The 21030-nt window shown below is 47.0% G+C and carries 19 protein-coding genes; 8 read left to right on the forward strand and 11 right to left on the reverse strand.

Annotation, left to right across the window (positions count from 1 at the left end):
* Positions 1–343: 343 nt before the first annotated feature.
* Positions 344–856, reverse strand: a complete 513-nt coding sequence (locus L5L77_RS16140; protein WP_105250640.1) for a cell division inhibitor SulA — start codon at positions 854–856, stop codon at positions 344–346.
* Entirely contained in the window at positions 853–1473 is a 621-nt protein-coding gene (lexA, locus tag L5L77_RS16145) for a transcriptional repressor LexA (protein WP_105250639.1), read from the reverse strand. The genes L5L77_RS16140 and lexA overlap by 4 nt, the downstream gene beginning before the upstream one ends.
* Before the next feature lie 160 nt (positions 1474–1633).
* Here lexA and plsB point away from each other — a divergent pair, with 160 nt between their 5' ends.
* The 3 genes from plsB (at position 1634) to L5L77_RS16160 (ending at position 6235) form a co-directional block, all read left to right on the forward strand.
* Positions 1634–4057, forward strand: a complete 2424-nt coding sequence (gene plsB, locus L5L77_RS16150; protein WP_105250638.1) for a glycerol-3-phosphate 1-O-acyltransferase PlsB — start codon at positions 1634–1636, stop codon at positions 4055–4057.
* Positions 4057–5313, forward strand: coding sequence for a tryptophan permease (mtr, locus tag L5L77_RS16155; protein WP_173497974.1), 1257 nt, complete (start codon positions 4057–4059; stop codon positions 5311–5313). Before plsB ends, mtr begins: the two co-directional genes overlap by 1 nt.
* 148 nt (positions 5314–5461) lie before the next feature.
* Positions 5462–6235, forward strand: a complete 774-nt coding sequence (locus L5L77_RS16160; RefSeq protein WP_113940260.1) for a VOC family protein — start codon at positions 5462–5464, stop codon at positions 6233–6235.
* 76 nt (positions 6236–6311) lie between these two features.
* Here the strand turns inward: L5L77_RS16160 and L5L77_RS16165 are convergent, their stop codons facing one another.
* The 7 genes from L5L77_RS16165 to L5L77_RS16195 all read right to left on the reverse strand — a co-directional run bounded on the left by L5L77_RS16165 (position 6312) and on the right by L5L77_RS16195 (position 14414).
* Positions 6312–7478: a ribonuclease T2 gene (locus L5L77_RS16165; RefSeq protein WP_263223115.1), complete on the reverse strand. Its 1167-nt coding sequence runs from the start codon at positions 7476–7478 to the stop codon at positions 6312–6314.
* Positions 7479–7696: 218 nt separating this feature from the next.
* Positions 7697–10837 carry an efflux RND transporter permease subunit gene (locus tag L5L77_RS16170; RefSeq protein ID WP_263185121.1) on the reverse strand — a complete coding sequence of 1047 codons (3141 nt, stop codon included), beginning with the start codon at positions 10835–10837 and terminating at the stop codon, positions 7697–7699.
* A 9-nt stretch (positions 10838–10846) separates the two neighbouring features.
* A complete protein-coding gene (locus tag L5L77_RS16175; RefSeq protein WP_263223117.1) occupies positions 10847–12388 on the reverse strand; it encodes an efflux RND transporter periplasmic adaptor subunit in 1542 nt (513 codons plus the stop codon).
* A 21-nt stretch (positions 12389–12409) separates the two neighbouring features.
* A complete protein-coding gene (locus tag L5L77_RS16180; RefSeq protein ID WP_198572393.1) occupies positions 12410–12670 on the reverse strand; it encodes a heavy metal-binding domain-containing protein in 261 nt (86 codons plus the stop codon).
* A 278-nt stretch (positions 12671–12948) separates the two neighbouring features.
* Positions 12949–13386 carry a hypothetical protein gene (locus L5L77_RS16185; RefSeq protein ID WP_263168558.1) on the reverse strand — a complete coding sequence of 146 codons (438 nt, stop codon included), beginning with the start codon at positions 13384–13386 and terminating at the stop codon, positions 12949–12951.
* Positions 13387–13495: 109 nt separating this feature from the next.
* Positions 13496–13951: a DUF2057 family protein gene (locus tag L5L77_RS16190; RefSeq protein WP_198572391.1), complete on the reverse strand. Its 456-nt coding sequence runs from the start codon at positions 13949–13951 to the stop codon at positions 13496–13498.
* 100 nt (positions 13952–14051) lie between these two features.
* On the reverse strand, positions 14052–14414 hold the full coding sequence (locus L5L77_RS16195) for a hypothetical protein (protein ID WP_198572390.1): 363 nt from the start codon (positions 14412–14414) through the stop codon (positions 14052–14054).
* Positions 14415–14848: 434 nt separating this feature from the next.
* On the opposite strand from L5L77_RS16195, the gene L5L77_RS16200 reads away from it, so the two are divergent.
* A complete protein-coding gene (locus L5L77_RS16200; protein WP_105250630.1) occupies positions 14849–15412 on the forward strand; it encodes a NapC/NirT family cytochrome c in 564 nt (187 codons plus the stop codon).
* A gap of 78 nt (positions 15413–15490) precedes the next feature.
* On the opposite strand, the gene L5L77_RS16205 is transcribed toward L5L77_RS16200, so the two are convergent.
* Positions 15491–15775, reverse strand: coding sequence for a DUF1145 domain-containing protein (locus L5L77_RS16205; RefSeq protein ID WP_173248200.1), 285 nt, complete (start codon positions 15773–15775; stop codon positions 15491–15493).
* Entirely contained in the window at positions 15750–16418 is a 669-nt protein-coding gene (rsmD, locus tag L5L77_RS16210) for a 16S rRNA (guanine(966)-N(2))-methyltransferase RsmD (RefSeq protein ID WP_131524803.1), read from the reverse strand. The genes L5L77_RS16205 and rsmD overlap by 26 nt, the downstream gene beginning before the upstream one ends.
* A gap of 213 nt (positions 16419–16631) precedes the next feature.
* Between rsmD and ftsY the strand changes: the two genes are divergently transcribed.
* From ftsY to rpoH, 4 genes are all read left to right on the forward strand, one after another.
* Positions 16632–18242: a signal recognition particle-docking protein FtsY gene (gene ftsY / locus L5L77_RS16215; RefSeq protein WP_263223118.1), complete on the forward strand. Its 1611-nt coding sequence runs from the start codon at positions 16632–16634 to the stop codon at positions 18240–18242.
* 3 nt (positions 18243–18245) lie between these two features.
* The gene (gene ftsE, locus L5L77_RS16220; RefSeq protein ID WP_105250626.1) at positions 18246–18962 is read left to right on the forward strand and encodes a cell division ATP-binding protein FtsE; all 717 of its coding nucleotides are present in this window, start codon (positions 18246–18248) and stop codon (positions 18960–18962) included.
* Entirely contained in the window at positions 18959–19924 is a 966-nt protein-coding gene (gene ftsX, locus L5L77_RS16225; protein ID WP_113940269.1) for a permease-like cell division protein FtsX, read from the forward strand. Before ftsE ends, ftsX begins: the two co-directional genes overlap by 4 nt.
* Positions 19925–20149: 225 nt before the next feature.
* A complete protein-coding gene (gene rpoH / locus L5L77_RS16230; protein WP_006079635.1) occupies positions 20150–21007 on the forward strand; it encodes an RNA polymerase sigma factor RpoH in 858 nt (285 codons plus the stop codon).
* The last annotated feature ends 23 nt before the right edge of the window (positions 21008–21030 follow it).

Below are 21030 nucleotides of genomic sequence, written 5' to 3' on the forward strand. Positions count from 1 at the left end.
TTTTTTGACTTCAACGTGCGTTGGCGGCTGTTACTTTTAATCAAGTATTGTTACTGCTGGTAATTAGCCACGCTGGCACATACTGCTGAAATAAATCTGTTCTCTATTTTTAGTGGCGCTTCGAGTTCGATAAATACTCGATTCATTGACCACGGAAGGTGATATATCATCACCGACTTATTGACCACGGAAGGTGATATATCATCACCGACTTAACCAACCATACTTGCTGTTTAAATATTGATCAAGATCACTTATTTATCTAATTATCTGAAAAATTGCCAAAAAAAAGCCTCACATTCATAGGTGAGGCGGCTTTCAAGGTAAAAAATTAAATGAATATTTAGTGTACAGAGCTAAAAAAAGATTGCTGACCGAAGAGATTGCCTTGCTCAATGCGTACGTCGGCATGTAAGTGACTGTTTACGTCTTCAAGCACTATGCCCATAGCTCGGGCACTTTTAGCCACGATTTGTAGGCGTCGATTATCCCGCGCATCCAATGATTGAGTCCAAGTAATGACTGCACTGGACGTACCACTTGTCAGGGCTTTCTCCATCGCCCACAGGGTTTCGACTTCATCTTTAGCATGTACCAGCAAAACTCTATCCATACGCACACCTGCGCTGGCGAGCATTTGCTTGTAGCCAATACTTGGAGGGTTGATGAGCACTAACCAACGGCCCTGTTGGCTTAACTGAGCGAGTTGTGCACTCAGATGAATTAATTCTTGGCGACCTTGAGTCTTAGTTGGCATGCAGGCGATGGGCGCATGGTGCCAGTCATAGTCAGCATCACGGACTTCATCGAGCCACAGGCCCGGATGGCGGGGGGCATTGCCAAGTAGTTTATTCATAGCCAATCTCCATTACGGATCACACCGACGGCGAGTCCTTCAATTGTTAAACTTTGGAAGCCTAAATCCACTTTAATCGGGGAGTAATCTTCATTTTCGGCATGTAGATAGACTACATTACCTTTTTTTTCGAAACGTTTAACAGTGACATCGTCATCGACTCTAGCGACAACCACTTGACCATTTCTAGCTTGTTCTACTTTATGAACTGCCAGCAAATCACCTTCGAGAATACCGATATTTTTCATGCTGTCGCCCTTTACTCGCAGTAAAAAATCGGCGGCGGGATGAAACATGCTTGGGTCGACTTGGTAGTACTGTTCAACATGTTCTTGGGCGAGGATAGGTTCACCCGCGGCCACTTGGCCGATGAGCGGTAAACCTGTTTCAGTCAAATCTTCGATTTCCGCAGGTAGACGAATGCCTCGAGATGTGCCTGGCATGATCTCAATGCAGCCCTTTTTTGCCAACGCTTTAAGATGTTCTTCAGCCGCATTGGCGCTCTTAAAACCTAAACGGGTTGCGATTTCTGCCCGAGTGGGTGGCATGCCAGTATCGGCAATATTTCGTTTAATTAGCTCTAAAATTTCAGCTTGGCGTGGCGTCAAAGGTCTCATGGTGTTTCCTGTTTTTCTATACAGTTACTGTTAGTATATACAGTATTATTTGCAGCGCAAGTATTAACCACTTTTTAGCTATTTTGGAGAGAATTAGCGAATATTGCCCATAGTCTGGTATTCTATCGGGCTAGTAAACGCACTTAATTGCATAAGAATAATGCCTAAACACGACTCTCTTTGGTTGAAATCATTACGTTGGATCCAAAAACACTTAGTGCACACTATTGTGGTGCCTCAGGATCCCTTTGCCGATCTGAATCTGGATGCTTCCAGACCCCTTGTTTATGTGATGAAAACAGAATCCCTTAGTGACATAGCTGCTTTGAGCGAAATAACGGCTAAGTTAGGTTTACCAAGCCCTTATGAGCCTCTAGTGGCTAATGGTGTGACTGCGCCTCGGGTTGTCTGTCTTCAAGGGCGTAAGCCACTGTTTGGCGAACGTGCTGGTAATGAGCCTTTCCTCGAATGCTTTATGCGTTTGTTAGCCGTGCATAAGGAACGTCCTGAATTGGATATTCAACTGGTGCCCGTGAGTTTGTATTGGGGTCGCACGCCAGGGAAAGAAGACGACACTATGAAGGCGGCCGTATTTGAGCGGGAAAACCCGACTTGGCTACGCAAGTGCTTGATGATTCTGTTCTTAGGTCGACATAACTTCGTGCAGTTTTCGAATGCCGTATCCCTGCGTTACATGGCTGACGAACATGGCACCGACATGGGGATTGCCCATAAGTTAGCACGGGTTGCACGCGTGCATTTCCGTCGTCAACGTAAGGTAATGACAGGGCCTGTGCTGCCAAACCGCCAAGCACTGTTTCATTCGTTACTCAAATCTGAGTCGCTGCGCAAAGCGATTCAAGAAGAAGCCGCCAGTAAAAAGATTTCTGAGACCCAAGCGCGCGAGACGGCCATTGAGTATCTCGATGAAATCGCTGCTGATTACTCAGACAGTTTAGTGCGTATTGCCGAGCGTTTCTTAACTTGGCTGTGGAACAAGCTTTACAGCGGGATCAACATTAAAGGCGCCGAGCAAGTTCGCCAGCTGCACCACGATGGCCACGAAATTGTTTATGTGCCTTGCCATCGCAGCCACATGGATTACCTGCTGTTATCGTATATTTTGTATTATCAAGGCATGGTTCCGCCGCACATTGCTGCCGGCATTAACCTCAATTTTTGGCCCGCGGGACCTATGTTCCGTCGCGGTGGTGCCTTCTTTATCCGCCGTAGTTTTAATGGCAACAAGCTGTACACCGCAGTATTTCGTGAGTATTTAGACCAGCTGTTTGCTAAAGGTTATTCGGTGGAATACTTCTCCGAAGGTGGCCGTTCACGTACTGGCCGTCTGTTGGCGCCGAAAACTGGCATGATCGCCATGACGATGAACAGCGTACTGCGCGGTATTGAACGTCCTGTCACACTTGTGCCTGTGTATTTAGGCTATGACCATGTGATGGAAGTGGCGACTTACCATAAAGAGTTAAGCGGTAAGAAAAAGAAAAAAGAATCTGTGTGGCAGGTGTTCGGTGCCATTCGCAAATTAGGTAATTTTGGCCAAGGTTACGTGAATTTTGGCGAGCCTATTACCCTGCAAAATTTCTTAAATGAGCGTGCGCCAAACTGGCGTGCTGAGTTGGCCGATGATCCCGAACAGAAACCAAGTTGGTTAACGCCAGCGGTAAACGTGCTGGCTAATCGGGTGATGACGCGTATCAATGATGCCGCAGCCGCGAGTTCGGTGACTTTGACTAGCTTAGTTTTGCTGGCGACAGATCAAAACGCCTTAGAACGTAGTCTGCTGGAGCGTCAGCTTGATTTGTATCTGACCCTACTCAAAAAAGTGCCTTACACTTCTTATACATCTGTTGCCGAAGGTGATGGTAAGCATTTAGTGCAGCAAGGTTTAGAGCTGAACAAGTTTGTTGTTAGTGCCGATCCTTTAGGGGAAATAGTGTCTATCGAAGCGAGTCAGGCAGTGTCTATGACTTACTATCGTAACAATATCATTCACTTATTTATCGTACCGTCATTAATTGCGAGTTGTTTAACCCATAATGAACAGATCCTGCGCCAGCAAGTCGTTTCAATCGTTGCCGATTTTTATCCACTGCTGAAAGCCGAACTCTTCATGGGAATTAAAGACTTACCAGCCTATGTTGAGCAAGTGTTGGATTTCCTGATTGGGCAAGGTTTAGTGGTTGAGACTGATACTTTAGCTGTCGTGCCTGAGCACTCAAGCCAATTATTGTTGTTAGCCAGTTCAGTGAGTGAGACTCTGCAACGCTACGCTATTATTTTCAATCTGTTAGCGAACAGACCTAAGATGGAGCGCTCAGAACTTGAGTCTGAGAGCCATTTACTCGCCCAGCGTTTAGGGGCTTTACATGGTATTACCGCGCCTGAGTTCTACGATAAAAAACTCTACGGTACTTTGAGCGTGAAGCTCAAAGAATTGGGATATCTGGCGGATAGTGAAGATAAGTCCAATATCAATCGCATACGAGATCAGGCCAATAGCTTATTACGTCCGTCAGTGAGACAAACGATAGTGGCGAGTGTCACCGCGGAGCACACAGTTTAATGGCAAATCATATGAATGCGGCTAAGCATAAGCCCGCAGGTAAGTCCTTGCTTGGTGGTGCCATGATTATTGCTGGCACGACCGTAGGTGCTGGGATGTTTTCTCTGCCCGTGGTCGGTGCAGGTATGTGGTTTGGCTATTCGATTTTAATGTTATTGGGTATTTGGTTTTGCATGTTGATGTCGGGCTTATTGTTGCTCGAAACCAATTTACATTTCGAACCTGGTGCTAGCTTCGATACCTTAAGCAAGCAAACTCTTGGGCAGTTTTGGCGGATAGTGAACGGCGTTTCTATCGCTTTCGTGTTGTATATTTTGACTTATGCCTATATCAGCGGCGGTGGTTCGATTGTGAATCACAGCTTGCAGGGCATGGGAATTGAGTTACCGCAAAGCGTGGCAGGGCTAGTGTTCGCCATAGTATTGGCGAGCATAGTGTTGATCAGTACTAAAGCCGTGGATCGGATTACCACGATTATGCTCGGCGGTATGATCATTACCTTCTTCCTCGCGATCGGAAATTTATTGATCGAAATTGATGTGACTAAGTTGCTCGAACCCGATGGTAATAACAGCTTTTCACCTTATCTGTGGGCGGCGCTGCCCTTTGGTCTCGCTAGCTTTGGTTACCATGGTAACGTCCCCAGCTTAGTGAAGTATTACGGCAAAGATTCTTCCACCATTATCAAGGCGATTTTCGTCGGCACCTTTATCGCGCTGGTGATTTATGCCTGTTGGTTAGTGGCGACTATGGGTAATATTCCCCGCAGCCAGTTTATCGACATTATTGCTCAAGGTGGCAATATGGGAGTGTTGGTGGGCGCTTTGTCTGAGGTGATGGCGAGTAGCTGGTTAAACAGTATGTTGACCCTGTTTGCTAACTTAGCCGTGGCTTCATCTTTCTTAGGGGTGACCTTAGGTCTGTTCGATTATCTTGCCGATTTATTTGGTTTTGATGATTCACGCTCTGGCCGAATGAAAACCGCGTTAGTGACCTTTGTGCCGCCAACGATTTTAGGATTACTGTTTCCCGATGGCTTCTTAGTAGCGATTGGCTTTGCGGCATTAGCGGCGACAGTGTGGGCGGTAATCGTCCCGGCGCTGATGGCCTATAAATCGCGGCAGTTGTTCCCCGATAGCACAGGTTTTAGAGTGATAGGCGGTACACCGCTGATTATTCTTGTGGTGTTATTTGGCATAGTCACGGGTGCATGTCATCTGCTCGCGATGGCAAATTTACTGCCGCAATATTCCTAATTTGTTGTGATGATTTAAGCCCTCCATGTGAGGGCTTTTTTGTCTTTAGCGGTTGAGTTTTGTCTTACAGATCTTTTTAACCTGAATACTGGACAGAAATACAAACTCAGGCTTAACTCGAATGATTGTTAAAACAAAGGAGCCGATAATGAAAATGACTCAGTACGCACAAGGACATGCATGTTGGGTTGAACTTGCAAGCCATGATTGGCAGGGAGCTACAGCATTTTACCAAGCGTTATTTGGTTGGAACTCGGTCGAAATGCCGATCCCTGAAGGTCACTTTTCGCTATTTAATTTAGCGGGAGATGACTTAGGCGCCATGTATCAAATCCCTGAGTCAGAAGCACATATCCCCAGCCACTGGCGTATCTACTTTGCCGTCGATGATATCGATGCCAGCATTGCAGCGATTCAAGCGGCGGGCGGCCAAGTGCACATGGGGCCGCATATTGTGGGTGATGCGGGCGTGATGGCGCAGGTGAGCGATCCTGAAGGCGCACGCTTTGCCTTATGGCAAGCAAAGAACCACATAGGTGCTCGCCGTCAGGGTGAACTCAATACCCTTTGCTGGGTTGAGCTGGCTTGCAAAGAGCCGCGTACTGAAGAAGCCTTTTACTGCAAAATCTTCCCTTGGACCAACATGCCAAGTGACATGCCTGACATTGAATACTCAGAATGGCAGCTTGATGGTCAATCCATCGGCGGCATGATGACGATAATGCCTGAATGGGGCGATATTTCTCCCCACTGGTTGCTCTATTTTGTGGTGGCGGATTGCGATGCGTTTGCTGAGAAAGCCCAAAGCTTAGGCGCGCAAGTGTGCATTCCGCCTAGTGATATCCCTGATGTGGGACGATTTTCTGTCATTGCTGACGCCCAAGGCGCTACCTTTGCGGTGATCAAGCTTAATCAGATGTGACTGGCATATTAAGGACTGTCATTAAGGTTAAAAACGGCGACGCTAAATCGCCGTTTTTATTTGTCTAACCATTTGTTTAATTAGCGTTATCAATCATGATTGTTTCAGGGCAGGAGCCTTTTGAGGCCTTATTGGCTTTGGCGAGTAGGCTAGGTAAGGAGTCAGAAGTTTTAATGACTTCGGGCAAGTTAATGCGGATTTCACTTAGTAATCCCTTGCCACATTCTAGACTCATTTTAGTGTGAGCGCCTTGACCGAAGCTGCCATCAAAACTTTGGTTTAACTCACTTTTACTGACACTCTTACCTATGTTGTCATGCATAAATTTTTGTACCCATGCCGAGGCATTGACCGCTTGGGTCAGTTGGGTTGCCAATAAAAAGTACTCGTTAGGGTCTTGGCTACGGCAAGTGCCGTGTTTCCACCATTCGTGGCGTTCTAAACAGGTGCCATATTGGGCGCTTGGCATGACTTCTTCTAAATTTTTGCGCACCGATGGATTCAGTTCAAACTCAGGATAAGTACAGAAATCATTCGGCTGCAGTTTGACTGTGCTGCAATAACCATATCGTGTGCCGCATTGTTGTTTATTCGGCCACAGCCCGTGCAGGCTGAAGTGTTGCCATTGGCTCGATTCTGGCGTTTGGCTGAGGGCGCGGCATTCGGCTTTACGGCGGCCATAGAGTTCACAAAAGGTGCTTTGCCAGCTTAATGCGAGCACGTTAGCATCGAATTCGCCACCGATTTGACATTGATTCCCTTGGCGTTTCTCTGGGGTACCATGCTCTTTAAGGCTATCTCGGCTTTTTGCTTTGATGTCCGATGCCGTGGTTGTTTGCGCCGGTTCCGCCGCCGTTGCAGGTGTTGATAAATTACTGCCAGCAACATTAGATAGATATTGACCACAATCACCGCTGATCCAACGCATGGGAGACTTCACCGCATTGGTGCGCACTCTTAGCCAATCAGGTTTAGCGCTATTGCCGAGGATTTCAAGTACAGGGTAGCGCTCACCAATATTGCTCTGCCATTGGTCTGGATTCGTCTGCTTATTTTTCGATTGAAATAGCTCACAGCGTTTGTCGGCAACGAATTCACCGGTTGCGGGTGCGGCAAAGGCGGGTGCTGTAATGATGAGCGCAGCGCATAAACCGAATGCAGCAAGTAACGCACGTGAAGGGGTTTTAAGGGAAAGTGCTTGCGGCCATATCCGGCTGATGGTTAAACAAAATGACTTGGTCATGTGATGGGATCCTTCCTACGGCAGTGAATTGAGTCAATTCTGTGTGGCACTGAGTCAATGGTACACATAAGCGCTATAAACTTAGAGGCTTATTTTACCCAGAGTGGTATATGGCACTGTTGTAAAATTAGATTTTTAATCTGATTGAATGAGAAAATCCCCTCAAACTTTAATGGTTTGAGGGGATTTTTATCGGTGTTCTAGCGCCGTACACTCAATTACGCCGCGTCTTTCTTTAATTTACGCGAGTAAATCAGTAGATAAAGTGCGGGTAGTACAAACAGTGACAATAATGGGGCAGTAACCATGCCGCCGACCATAGGTGCGGCAATTTTCTGCATCACATCGTTACCCGATCCTGCACCCCACATAATGGGGAGTAGGCCGAAGAAGATGGTCGCTACTGTCATGGCTTTGGGGCGGATCCGCATAACGGCACCTTCCATTAACGCTTCTTTTAAGTCACTGACGCTGTGGTAATTATCTTTCTCCTGTCTGTGCTTGATGGCGTTATTGAGATACACCAGCATTACTACCCCAAACTCGGCTGCGACACCCGCTAAGGCAATCATACCGACGGCGACTGCCACTGAGATGTTGTAATCCAGTAGGTATAACAGCCAAGTGCTGCCGACCAACGCGAAGGGGAGGCTGAGCATGATAATACTGGCCTGAATGGTGGAGCCAAAGGTCATCATCAGCAAGATGAAGATGACGGCTAATGCCATAGGGATCACTTGCTTAAGTTTTGCATCTACCCGCTGCATATATTCGTACTGCCCTGCAAAAGTGTAGCTGTAGCGCGGGGGCACCTTGAGTTCGGCATTTAAAGCTTGCTTGGCGGTCGTAATATATTCGCCGATAGACGTGCCTTCAATATCGATAAACACCCAAGAGATTAAGCGACCGTTTTCACTGGTGAGCATAGGTGCGCCATCGGTGATTTCTATATCCGCTAAATTTCGCAGTGGTAGATAATTTCCCGATTTAGTGATCACAGGGAGTTCGCGCAGCTTTTCGATATTATCGCGTAGCTCACGGGGATAACGTAGGTTGATGGGATAGCGCTCAGCCCCTTGTACTGACTCGCCAATATCCATACCGCCAATGGCGTAACGCACGACATCTTGAATATCTTGCAGTGACATACCGTAACGTGCGGCGACATCAAGTTTTGGGGTGATATCGATATAACGCCCGCCACCACTGCGTTCAGCATAGGCTGATTTTGTGTGCGGCACTTTGCTGAGGATGGCTTCTATCTTAGCTCCTATGCTTTGCAGCTCGTTGACATCGGCACCAGTGATCTTAATGCCGACGGGGGTTTTTATTCCCGTCGAGAGCATGTCGATACGGGTTTTGATGGGTTGTACCCAAGCATTGGTGAGTCCTGGTACTTTGACGGTTTGCTGTAGTTGGGCAATGATGCCATCTAGGGTCATGCCTTCACGCCATTCGTCATGGGGTTTGAGCATGATAGTGGTTTCAAGCATGGTCAGCGGCGCGGGATCGGTCGCGGTTTCTGCGCGGCCTACCTTGCCAAACACGCGGGCCACTTCGGGCACGGTTTTAATCAAGCGGTCGGTTTGCTGCAAGACTTCGGCGGCCTTACTGGCACTGATACCGGGTAATGCCGTTGGCATGTAGAGTAAATCGCCTTCTTCAAGGGCGGGCATAAACTCACTGCCCATGCGGGTCATGGGATACCAAGCACTGGCCAGCGCGACTAACGCTAACATCAGGGTGACTTTAGGAAATTTAAGCACCAGTTTGAGCGAAGGTTGGTAAAGCGCGATCAAGAAGCGACTGAGGGGATTGCTGCGTTCGCTGGGAATTTTGCCGCGAATAAAGTAACCCATCAAAATCGGCACTAAGGTGATCGATAACAAGGCCGCCGCTGCCATGGCGAAGGTTTTAGTGTAGGCCAGTGGCGCGAATAATCGACCTTCCTGTGCTTCGAGTGCGAACACAGGCACAAAGCTTAAGGTGATAATAATCAATGAGAAAAATAACGCAGGGCCGACTTCAATCGACGCTTCGGTGACGATGCGCCAATGCTCCTTAGTATCGGGCTCGCGATCATGTTCAGCTTTGAAATGTTCTAAATGCTTGTGCAGGTTTTCGATCATCACAATCGCGCCATCCACCACGGCGCCGATAGCAATGGCGATGCCGCCAAGGCTCATGATATTGGCGTTCACACCCATCTTATTCATCACGATAAAAGCGATAAGGATGGATAGCGGCAGGGTTATCACGGCCACGAGTGTGGAGCGCGCATGCAGCAAAAACAGCAGACAGACTAAGCCGACGACCAGCATTTCTTCGACGACCTTGCTAAACAAGTTGTCGACGGACTTAAGAATCAAGTGGGATCTGTCATAGGTTGGGATAATCTCAACGCCATAGGGGAGCCCAGCTTTAAGTTCTTCGAGTTTTGCTTTTACCGCATCAATCGTCGCTAGGGCGTTTTCGCCGTAACGCATCACCACAATACCGCCAACGACTTCACCCTCTCCATCGAGTTCGGCTATGCCGCGGCGTGATGCTGGGCCTTTGCGTACAGTGGCGACATCTTTGAGTAATAAACCTGTTCCCGAAGGGCTAGTGATGCCAAGGGGGATTTCACGAAAATCCTCCAGAGTTTGGCGATAGCCCTTAGCACGCACCATGTATTCGGCTTCGGCCATTTCAATTACTGAGCCGCCGGCTTCGCTATTAGCTTTATCGATCGCTTGTTTAATGCTGGCGATATCCAGTTTATAGATCGCCATTTTATCGGGCTCAAGCACTATCTGATAGGTTTGCTCCATGCCGCCGACAGTGGCAACTTCAGACACGCCCGCCACGCTTTGCAGTTCTAACTTAAGATACCAATCCTGCAGACTTTTGAGTTGCGATAAATCTAAATTGCCAGAGCGATCGACCAGCGCATATTCATACACCCAACCGACACCAGAGGCATCGGGGCCGAGTGAGGGTTGTACACCTAGGGGCAAACGGCTGCTGATTTGACTTAAGTATTCCAACACCCGCGAGCGGGCCCAGTAAATGTCGGTGCCATCTTCAAAAATCACATAGACATAGGAGTCGCCGAACATGGAATAACCACGTACGGTTTTGGCGCCAGGTACGGCTAACATGGCGGTCGACAAGGGATAAGTCACTTGTTCTTCAACCAATTTTGGCGCTTGACCCGGGTAAGGGGTTTTAATGATCACTTGTACGTCGGATAAATCCGGCAGCGCATCAAGCGGCGTTTTGCGCAGCTCCTGTACGCCCCAAACAGTGATCATGATGGCGATAATCAGCACCATCAATCGCTGCCTGATGGACGCCTCGATAATATATTTCAACATAACGGGCTCCTAGTGCTGATGACCGCTGCTTAAACGCATTAAACTGCCCTTGAGGCTGGCTTCGGAGTCGAGTAAGAATTGCCCCGAAATCACCACCCGTTCACCTTCATTTAGGCCAGAGACAATCTCGGCCTTGCCTTGGCTCATCATGCCGACGGTAACGACCTTAGCGGTAAAGCTGTCATCGGCCTGTTTGACGATCACGCGGTTTTCTTTACCCGTTTGGATTAAAGCTTCTTGCGGGATCACGAGCACATCTTTATTCGGGCCACCGAATAGCGAGACTTTCGCGAGGGTTTTAGGCCTTAAATCGACGTCGGTATTGTTGAGCACCACTCGCACACGCAGGCTGCGAGTGACTGGATCAAGCTCAGGGTAGATATAATCGATCGTGCCTTCTATGCCACTGATATTCATGGCGGGAACGGCAATTTCGGCCTTTTGACCTTTAGCAATCCAGCTTTGCTCATTCTCGAATACGTCGGCAATCACCCATACCTTAGAGAGATCCACTAGGGACATGACTTCGGTCGAAGGCTGAATGTACATGCCATCACGAACGTCGAGGGCTTTAACTATGCCATCCTCTTTGGCGTAGAAAGGTACGCGATACTGGGTTTGATGTGACTCGGCTAATTGTTTGATTTGTCTGTCGTTAAAACCGAGGAAAGATAAGCGTAAACCCGCATTGCGCACCAAATCTTTGTAGCGGCCTTGGCCGTTTGCTTTGGCGGTGTCCATGGCGAGCAGGTAGTCATCTTGGGCGTTAATTAAATCGGGAGAGTAGATCTCGTAGATCAGTTGGTCTTTCTTGACGGTATCCCCCACGGATTTGACCATGAGCTTTTCAATCCAGCCAGTGACGCGGGCATGGATATGGGTGATCTGGCTTTCGTCGTAATCGATTTGACCGACGGTTTCGACAAATTTCCACAGTGTGTCGCGTTCAACCTTGGCGACTTTGAGTGCCAGCGCTTGCTGCATACTGCCGGAAACATTGATATTGATTTCTTGGGTATTGCCGCCCGTTTCGACTTTTTCTAAGTTCATGCCGCAGATAGGGCAAGTGCCGGGCACATCGCTGATGATGTGAGCATGCATAGGGCAAACGTACTTGATTGTTGTCACGTGGTTTTGGGCTTTAACTAAGCTGTCGGCCTTAGGTGTTGGGGTATCGAATACCTGGCTCGAAGCTTTCGCTGCCAAGATTTGTCCATGCTCAGAGGCTTGGTGATCTGCGACTTGATGCTGTGCATGCTCGGCCGCAGAGTTTGCGGTATCTTGTTTCTCAACTAAAAACATATTGCACTTAGGGCAGCGACCAGGCTCATGGCTGAGCACTTCGGGATGCATAGGGCAAGTGTAGGTTTTTACTTGATTTAACGAATTATTTTTAGGCGCTGTTGCAGAATTTACTGCAGCTTCGGTCGCCACGGGCTCTTGTGTGCTCGCCAGTTGGGCATGGCTCAACCAAGGCGTACCTAAGAGTAAGCTACTCAAGATCAGTACGGCTTTAGGGGTCTGCTTTTTTACGGTTTTAAATGAATTCATATGCCTCATCTCCAGCCTAGCTTAGTGGTGTTTGTGGGCGTTTTTTGCCGCACCTTCAGCCGGTTTTGCTTCTATTGCCTTTGGCTCTAAGTTCATACCACATTGAGGGCAAGTATCCTCTTTGCTGCCAGTCACTTCAGGGTGCATAGGGCAAACATGGGTATGTGCTTGTTCCTGTGGATTGGCATTGTCGTGTTGATGTGCGTGCGGCGCGGCCGTCGCAAACACGCTTGTGCTGGTCAGCAAGAATGTGATTAAGGCGAGATTAGTTAGTGTTTTCATATTATTCACTCCATCGGATTAACGGCCGAATACGAGCGCATAAACGTCAGTGAGCACAGTGGATCAAAGCGGTTCGCTTCGATAGACGAATTGATGCCACAATTTGGCATTCGGCTCAGTAATCAACGTTTTGCTAGACTCGGGTGCACGATTTAATGATAAGGCACCACAATAAACGGCTAAATAGGGCGTTAGCTTAGGGCTAACAGCATTGTCGTTTTAGCTTGGTCGTTTGGCTTTTTTTAAGGGTTTATTTGCCCAATAAGCACAAAGTAGAGCTAGGCTATCGGTGGTTTAAAGGCCGAAGACAAAGAGATAGAGTGGAAATGAGGCATAGGAGTGGCCATTGCAGTATCGCTCATGCTCACACTTGGCCAGAGGTGTGGGCTGAATAGAGTGCCAGCGACTGAAATCGTCAAACAATGACCACAATCATTTGAACATGATGTGGTGCCATCACAGCAATGCTGTTTCGCGCCGGGAAGCATTTTATCGTTGCAGCAATCCGTGTTGGCCATTGAATGTGAGTCAGAACTGTTCTCCGTGTCCATCTGCATCATTGTAGCGTGGTGCATTTGGGAGGAAACCTCATGATTCATCGCACTCATATCCATAGTGTGTGGCACCATGGCGTGACCATTAGACACGACACTTTGCCCGACGAGTGCGAGTAGAGTGAATATGACTAAAAAATAACGACTGAGTGTGTGATGCATAAGTATTCCAAATGATGAACGGCTCGAGTCTAGCATAGAGGCATTATGCTGTAATGATTTAACTCACATTTCAGCACATGCCTCAGATTAAATATTTAACTCGTCTAAATTAGAAAGCGGGGTTGCTGACTAACATTTTCGCCATCAGTTGGCTGTGGCTTTGCAGTGGATATTCGCCCGCTTTGTCACCATTAATACTGAGTTGAATCGTTGGATATTTAATAAATTGACGCGCTTCAGCTTCAGTCATTATTTTGGGCTGGGTGATTTGGTAGCTATCACTCGCCTTCACATCCAGCACTAAGTAAAGCGGCGCTGATTTAACCCAGTTGCCACTATCATCGGCGCGATAATCAAATATATCCTGATATTTTAGCTCGAGCAGTACTTTCCCTGCGGAGAGTTGGATGGGTTTAAAGGGCGTGGTTGGCACACCATTGATACTGATAACACTGAGCGCATCTGTGCTATTTAAGCTGGCGGCTGTAACTGTGGTGCTACTTAATAAGGCACCGATAACGAAAGTAAGGCCTAGTAAGCTTTTGTTCAATAAAGTGGTTTTCATAATAAACTCCAAAAATTCTCTGTACCTCGTTGCGGTGCGAATATGCAGCGGCGCAATCAAAGGTGTTTAGTCGGTTTTACGTTGTAAAAAACGAAAGACGTTACAGTGAATTGGAGTTAGGAGGCGGTGTGGTGAGCCCGAGGTCGGCAGTTTGCATCGCCCAGCCTTGTATGGCAATACGCTTGCTTGCTGGGTTGGCGAAGGCCAGTTCTAGCACTGCAGGCTCAAGGTAAAGTGATGATAGGCAATGGGTTTGACAATGACTTGTCATACTATCTTGGCAGTGTTGCAAGCAATCGGATGCAGAACAATCTGGCATGGTGCAGTTCATTTCTGCATCCATCATCAGCATGGTTTGACTGCTGTGGCCATTGGTGTTGGCTGAAGTTGGCATAGCACTCACTATCGCCGATTGGGCGATTAGCGAAAATAACACTGCTATGGTGATCCAAAATTTAGCCATGATAACTCTGAAAATTGATTGCTTACCCTTAGAGACCTTAGTTAGCCCAATAAAGTTTCATATACGATTCAAATTTTAATTTTTAATGATTTATTTCTCCGCCTACTTCAATAATTAAACAAAACATCGACTGGATCACATTTCTATTTTCTAGAAATGATTTCAATAGTGATTGATTCTCAAAGGGGAAATCTCATCGCGATAATCGGTAACTTGCGATTATCGGGTGATTGCATTAGCTTTAGTTAAAGTGCATCACAGTTCAGCTAGCGGTTTTTACCAAATGACGTCCAAATAGTTAGAGCTAAGTCTCATTTTGCGCTTTTAAGGTTAATTTAATCAGCAAATTTCGGCTTAAAATCAAATTTCTAATAAATGAAAGAGCATAAACTAGTCTTATAAAAACTAATTTTGACAATTTTGGAGATAGAGTGATGAACTGGCGTGCACTATTTAAACCTAGCGCGAAATATTCAATCCTGGCGCTACTGGTCGTCGGTATTGTAGTGGGTGTTGTGGGATACTTTACCACTCAACAAACATTACACGCGACCAGTACAGATGAGTTCTGTATGTCTTGCCATAGCAATCATTCGCTGAAGGATGAAGTGTTGGCTTCTGCCCATGGCGGCGGCAAAGCGGGGATTACGGTTCAGTGTCAAGACTGTCACTTACCCCATGGTCCAGTCGATTATTTGATCAAAAAAATCATCGTATCTAAAGATTTATATGGTTTCATGACAATTGATGGCTTTAACACTCAAGCTTGGTTAGATGAAAATCGTAAAGAACAAGCGGATAAAGCGCTGAATTATTTCCGTGCGAACGATTCTGCTAACTGTCAGCATTGCCACACTCGTATTTACGAGAATCAGCCAGAAACTATGAGTAAAATGGCTGTAAGAATGCACTCAAATAACTTCAAGAAAGAACCAGACGCGAGAAAGACCTGTGTTGACTGCCATAAAGGCGTAGCACACCCATATCCAAAAGGATAAGGTTTAGCGATTCAGTTTCTTAATTGATAGCCATTAAAAAGCCCTCTATTGAGGGCTTTTTGCTGTCTGTGTGCTCGGTTAATTCGCTTGAGTCATCACTCGTTGCCGATAAGCTAACAGGCTGAAAATTCCGAAGATAAACACTTGTAGATAATCTTGTTGCGTTAATGGTAGCAAGGTCTTAAACAGCATGTGGAAAATCGCGACTTGGAAGCAATGCATCATGCAGGTAATGGCAAACAGGATATTTAAAGTAATCGCCACATTGCCTTCAAAGGGGATGACTAAGTTGTAGGCCATCATCAACCATGCAATCAGAGTGATGGCTTTACCTAAGTTAATTAATAAGGGCATGGTTTTCATCTTCGATGAGCTCAACAGTGGTTTCTGAGTGATATTGATATAAACGGTAGCTCACTTGCCCTGCATTCTTTTCTTTTAAGGCGTGCCAGCGAGAAGGGATAGCAAGTTGCGGCAATTCAGACTCGATTTCGACATAAATCAGCGCACCATCATTGAGCCAACCTTGAGTATCGAGCAGTTGAATCGTCTTTTCTGCCAATCCCTTACGAAAGGGTGGATCGATAAACACCACATCGAAACCTTGCTCGCAGCCCCTTTGCAGTACCACTAACGTATCAGCATTGAGCACTTCGGCCTTATCGCATTTAAGGGTTTGCAGATTTTCTTTTAATTGCAGGGCTGCGCCGCGTTGCAACTCGATAATTTTGGCGAAACTGGCATAGCGGGACAAGGCTTCGAGAGCTAAAGCGCCGCTACCGCCAAAACAGTCGAGTACACGTGCATTGACTAAATCATTCGCCAGCCAGTTAAAGAGTGTTTCGCGAACCCTGTCTGTCGTTGGGCGTAAACCTTCGAGATCTTGGATAGGTAGACGACGCGAGCGCCATTGGCCTGCGATGATCCGCACTTGTCCACTGCCGGGTTTATTTTTGGCTGTTTGACCCTTGGTCACATTATTTTTGACCGTTCGATGATTAACCAAAGTGCCCCCGTGATTTTGCCTGAAGAAAGAAAGTGGTAGACTGTGCCACCTTAATAAAGGCCGCTATTTTATATCAAAGTCTCACTAAAAGGTGAGAAGGCTAACTGAGCTTAGCTAATTGCCGACTTTTTGGGCGTAATTGCCGAGGCAATCTGGTATAACATCAGGGTCTTATTCAAAATTCAATACTGAAGTAGAGCGCTGGAATCACACATGGCAAAGAAAGGTTTTTTCTCTTGGTTTCGTAAAGATAAGTCACAAGATGAGGTCGTCGCTGAAACGCCAGTTGTTACTCCAACACAAGATACTGATGCAGCACAGCGTTTAGCGCAGGAACAAGTAGAGGCACAAGGAGTCATCGAGGCCGAAGCTCATGCTGAAAAACAGGCTGCAGAACAGTTAGCGGCCGAACAAACACAGGCAAAAGCCGAAGCCGAGCAATTCGCCCTTGAGCATGCCCGAATTGAATCGTTGCATTTTGCTAATCAGCAAGCTGAAGCGACACGTTTGGCTGCTGAACAACTTAGTGCACAAAAGCATGCTGCAGAGAAGTTAGCCGAAGCACAGTTAGAAGCAGAGCAACGCATCGCAGAACAATTGGCAGCACAGCAGTTAGCGGTTGAGCAAGCCGCCGCAGAGCAATTAGCTCAAGCAGAGGCGGCGCGTGTAGTTGCCGCTCAGCTAGAAGCAGAATTACTCGCAGCGGAACAAGCTGAACTTGCCCGTTTGGCCGCCGAACAGCATGCTGCTGAAGCCTTAGCGGCAGAACAACTCGCTGGCGAAGCACTGGCACGTGAGCAAGCAGAGGCTTTAGTTCAGCAACAAGCTGAAACTGAGCAAGCTGTTGTAGCAGTTGCTGAATTACAACCTGAGCCGCAGGCTAGACCCGTTAAGGAAGGGCTCTTTGCTCGCCTGAAACGTGGCTTAATGCGTACCAGCGAGAATATTGGCAGTGGTTTTATCGGCCTATTTCGCGGCAAGAAAATCGATGATGATCTGTTTGAAGAACTCGAAGAGCAATTATTAATCGCCGACGTTGGTGTTGAAACCACTACGCGATTAATCAAGAATTTGACAGAGCATGCCTCACGTAAGCAGCTTAAAGATGCCGAAGCTTTATATGAATTACTGCGGGATGAGTTGCAAAAAACACTCGATCCTGTCGCTATCCCGTTAGTGCCAGACAATGCTAATGGCCCATTTGTTATCTTAATGGTTGGCGTTAATGGCGTGGGTAAAACCACCACTATTGGCAAATTAGCCAAACAATATCAGAGCCAAGGTAAGTCAGTCATGTTAGCCGCGGGCGATACCTTCCGTGCTGCAGCGGTTGAGCAGCTACAGGTTTGGGGTCAACGTAATGATATTACCGTGATTGCCCAGCATACTGGTGCCGATAGTGCCTCTGTGTTGTTCGATGCTTTGCAAGCGGCCAAGGCGCGTAAAGTGGATGTATTGATTGCCGACACTGCTGGTCGTTTACAGAACAAAGCGCACTTGATGGAAGAATTGAAGAAAGTCGTGCGAGTGATGAAGAAACTCGACCCAGATACGCCACATGAGGTCATGCTGACATTAGATGCGAGCACAGGGCAAAACGCGATTAGCCAAGCACAATTATTCCAGGAAGCCGTAGGTGTAACGGGTATTACCATCAGCAAGTTAGATGGAACGGCTAAGGGCGGCGTGGTATTTGCGATTGCTGATAAGTTTAATATTCCGATCCGTTACATAGGTGTGGGTGAGCAAATTGATGATTTGCGTACCTTCAATTCGAAAGAATTTATCGATGCCTTGTTCACTCAAGAAAAAGCGGATAGCTAATTTATGATTGATTTTCAGCAGGTCAGTAAGATTTATCCTGGCGGCCAAATGGCGCTGGAGGATGTGAATTTTCATCTACAGCAAGGTGAAATGGCATTTTTAACCGGCCACTCGGGGGCGGGTAAAAGTACGCTGTTGAAATTAATCACGGTAATCGAGCGGGCAACAACGGGGCGCGTCGCGATTAACGGTCACGATATCGCCAAAGTCAGCCCTAAACATGTGCCTTATTTGCGCCGCAATATCGGGATGATTTTCCAGAACCATCACCTATTGATGGACCGAAGTGTGTTCGACAATGTGGCTTTACCACTGGTGATTGAGGGATTCTCCCATGGCGAAATCCGTAAGCGTGTAGCGGGTGCACTCGACATGGTGGGTTTATATGGCAAGGAGCGGCATAACCCGATTATGTTGTCCGGCGGTGAACAGCAACGTGTTGGCATTGCCCGTGCGATTGTGAATAAACCGCCTTTACTACTCGCCGATGAGCCTACGGGTAACTTAGATCCTAAATTATCTATGGATATTTTGCGTCTGTTTGAAACCTTTAATGATGCGGGAACCAGCGTATTAATCGCCACCCATGATTTAGGTCTTATCGCACGAATGAAATATCGCACTTTTACCCTTAAACAGGGCCGTATGTTAGGTGCACAAGAGTTGCATCCTAATGTGCACACTCGCAGTGCACCGACGAATAGAGGTGAAGGGCAATGAGCGATAGCGCAAAATTAACTCGCAGCAAGCTGCCTCTGTCTGGTCGGATTGTGATGTTTTTTATTCGCCATGCGCAGCAAGCAATGGCTAGCATGGGAGAACTCTGGCGCAACCCAATATCCTCTGTGATGACCATGGCTGTCTTAGGTGTGAGCCTAAGTTTGCCTGCAGCATTGCAAGTGTTAGTTAAAAATGCCGAGACCATTACCAGTTCCTGGAACAGCGCGGCAGAGATCTCCTTGTTTATCGACGATAATCGTAGTGAACAAACGATTCAGAGCCTGCTGACGCGCATTCGGACATATCCCGAAGTGGATAAAGTGCAATACATAGATAAAAATCAAGCGCTAGAAGAATTCCAACGCTTATCTGGGTTTGGTGAGGCCTTGGCCTATTTAGATAAAAATCCTTTGCCCGCGGTCATTACCGTTACGCCTACGCCGCGTTACTCAACACCAGTGGGCGCCCGTGAACTCTTAACTAAACTAGAGCGCGAGCCTGAGATTAGCTTTGGCCGTTTAGATATCGAATGGTTAGAACGGTTACAGGCGGTAGTGCGTCTACTCGAACGTACTGTGATGGCGATTGCCGCGTTACTCGTGCTGGCCGTGGTCTTAGTGATAGGTAATACGATTCGCTTAGCGATTATGAATCGGCGCAGCGAAATTGAAGTGATGAAGCTCGTTGGGGCAACCGAAGCCTTTATTCAGCGTCCATTCCTCTACACTGGGATTTGGTATGGTGTCATTGGTGGCATATTGGCTTGGCTTATCATTAACTTATTAGTGTGGTATCTCGATTCGGCTCTTGCCGAGCTGTTGGGCTTGTATGGCAGTCAGCTTGAAATGAAATCACTCACTTTTATTGAACTGCTGCAATTGGTTGGACTTGCCTCATTTTTAGGTTGGTTAGGTTCGTATTTGTCTGTACGTCAGCATTTACGGTCGATTGAACCTTCATAATAATCAGTCGATTAAACTAAAAAAAGTGACGAAAAAAATGCTGAGTAATGAACTTTTGTTCACTTGCAATGTCTACTTCAGCGAGGTAAAAAGGGTACCTGCAAACGAGCTGAGGTTGACATACTCTGTCAATTAGCCGATAGTTCGTGAGCTTATTCTTAGGGTATTTTGTTGTTGAACCTAAGAATGCACTCGTTAAGTAGTCTGATAAATGTAGGAGAGCGAATGACCTTTCAAACGCAATCAATGGCACTGACAGTCCCACAGGGCGCCAGTAGTCTAGAAGCTTATATCCATTCAGTGACTAGCATCAGCATGCTGGACGCTGAGGCTGAGTATGAGTTAGCCAAGCGTTTACAGGAAACTGGTGATCTACAAGCTGCGAAGCAACTGATTATGTCGCACTTACGTTTTGTAGTGCACGTTGCAAAGGGCTATTCAGGCTATGGTTTGCCACAGGCAGACCTGATCCAAGAGGGCAACATAGGCTTGATGAAAGCGGTTAAACGCTTCGATCCCGATGTTGGCGTGCGTCTTGTGTCTTTTGCTGTGCACTGGATCAAAGCTGAAATTCATGAATATGTGCTGAAAAACTGGCGCATTGTTAAAGTCGCGACCACTAAAGCACAACGTAAGTTGTTCTTTAATATCCGTAAAGCGAAAAAACGCTTAGGTTGGTTCAGCGATGCAGAAGTCACTATGGTGGCTGAAAATTTAGGTGTGTCTAAGGCCGATGTGACCGAAATGGAATCACGTATGGCAGCGCAAGATCCGGCATTTGATTTAACCAATGATCAAGACGAGGAGCATGATTTTGCCCCCGTCCATTATTTGGAAGATCATTCATCGGATTTAGCGGAAAATATTGAAAACGACAACTGGGAATCCAATGCTCAAGGTCGTTTATTATCGGCTATCAAAACCTTAGATGAACGTAGCCAGCATATTCTGCGCGCTCGTTGGTTAGATGACGATAAAACCACACTGCAAGAACTTGCAGAGACTTATCAAGTGTCGGCCGAACGTATTCGCCAACTTGAGAAAAATGCCATGAACAAGCTAAAAGCTTGTATGGAAGCCTAAGTCACATCACGTGTAAAATGATT

This window comes from Shewanella sp. SM29 (genome assembly GCF_025654245.1).
In the GTDB taxonomy this organism is placed as follows: domain Bacteria; phylum Pseudomonadota; class Gammaproteobacteria; order Enterobacterales; family Shewanellaceae; genus Shewanella; species Shewanella oncorhynchi.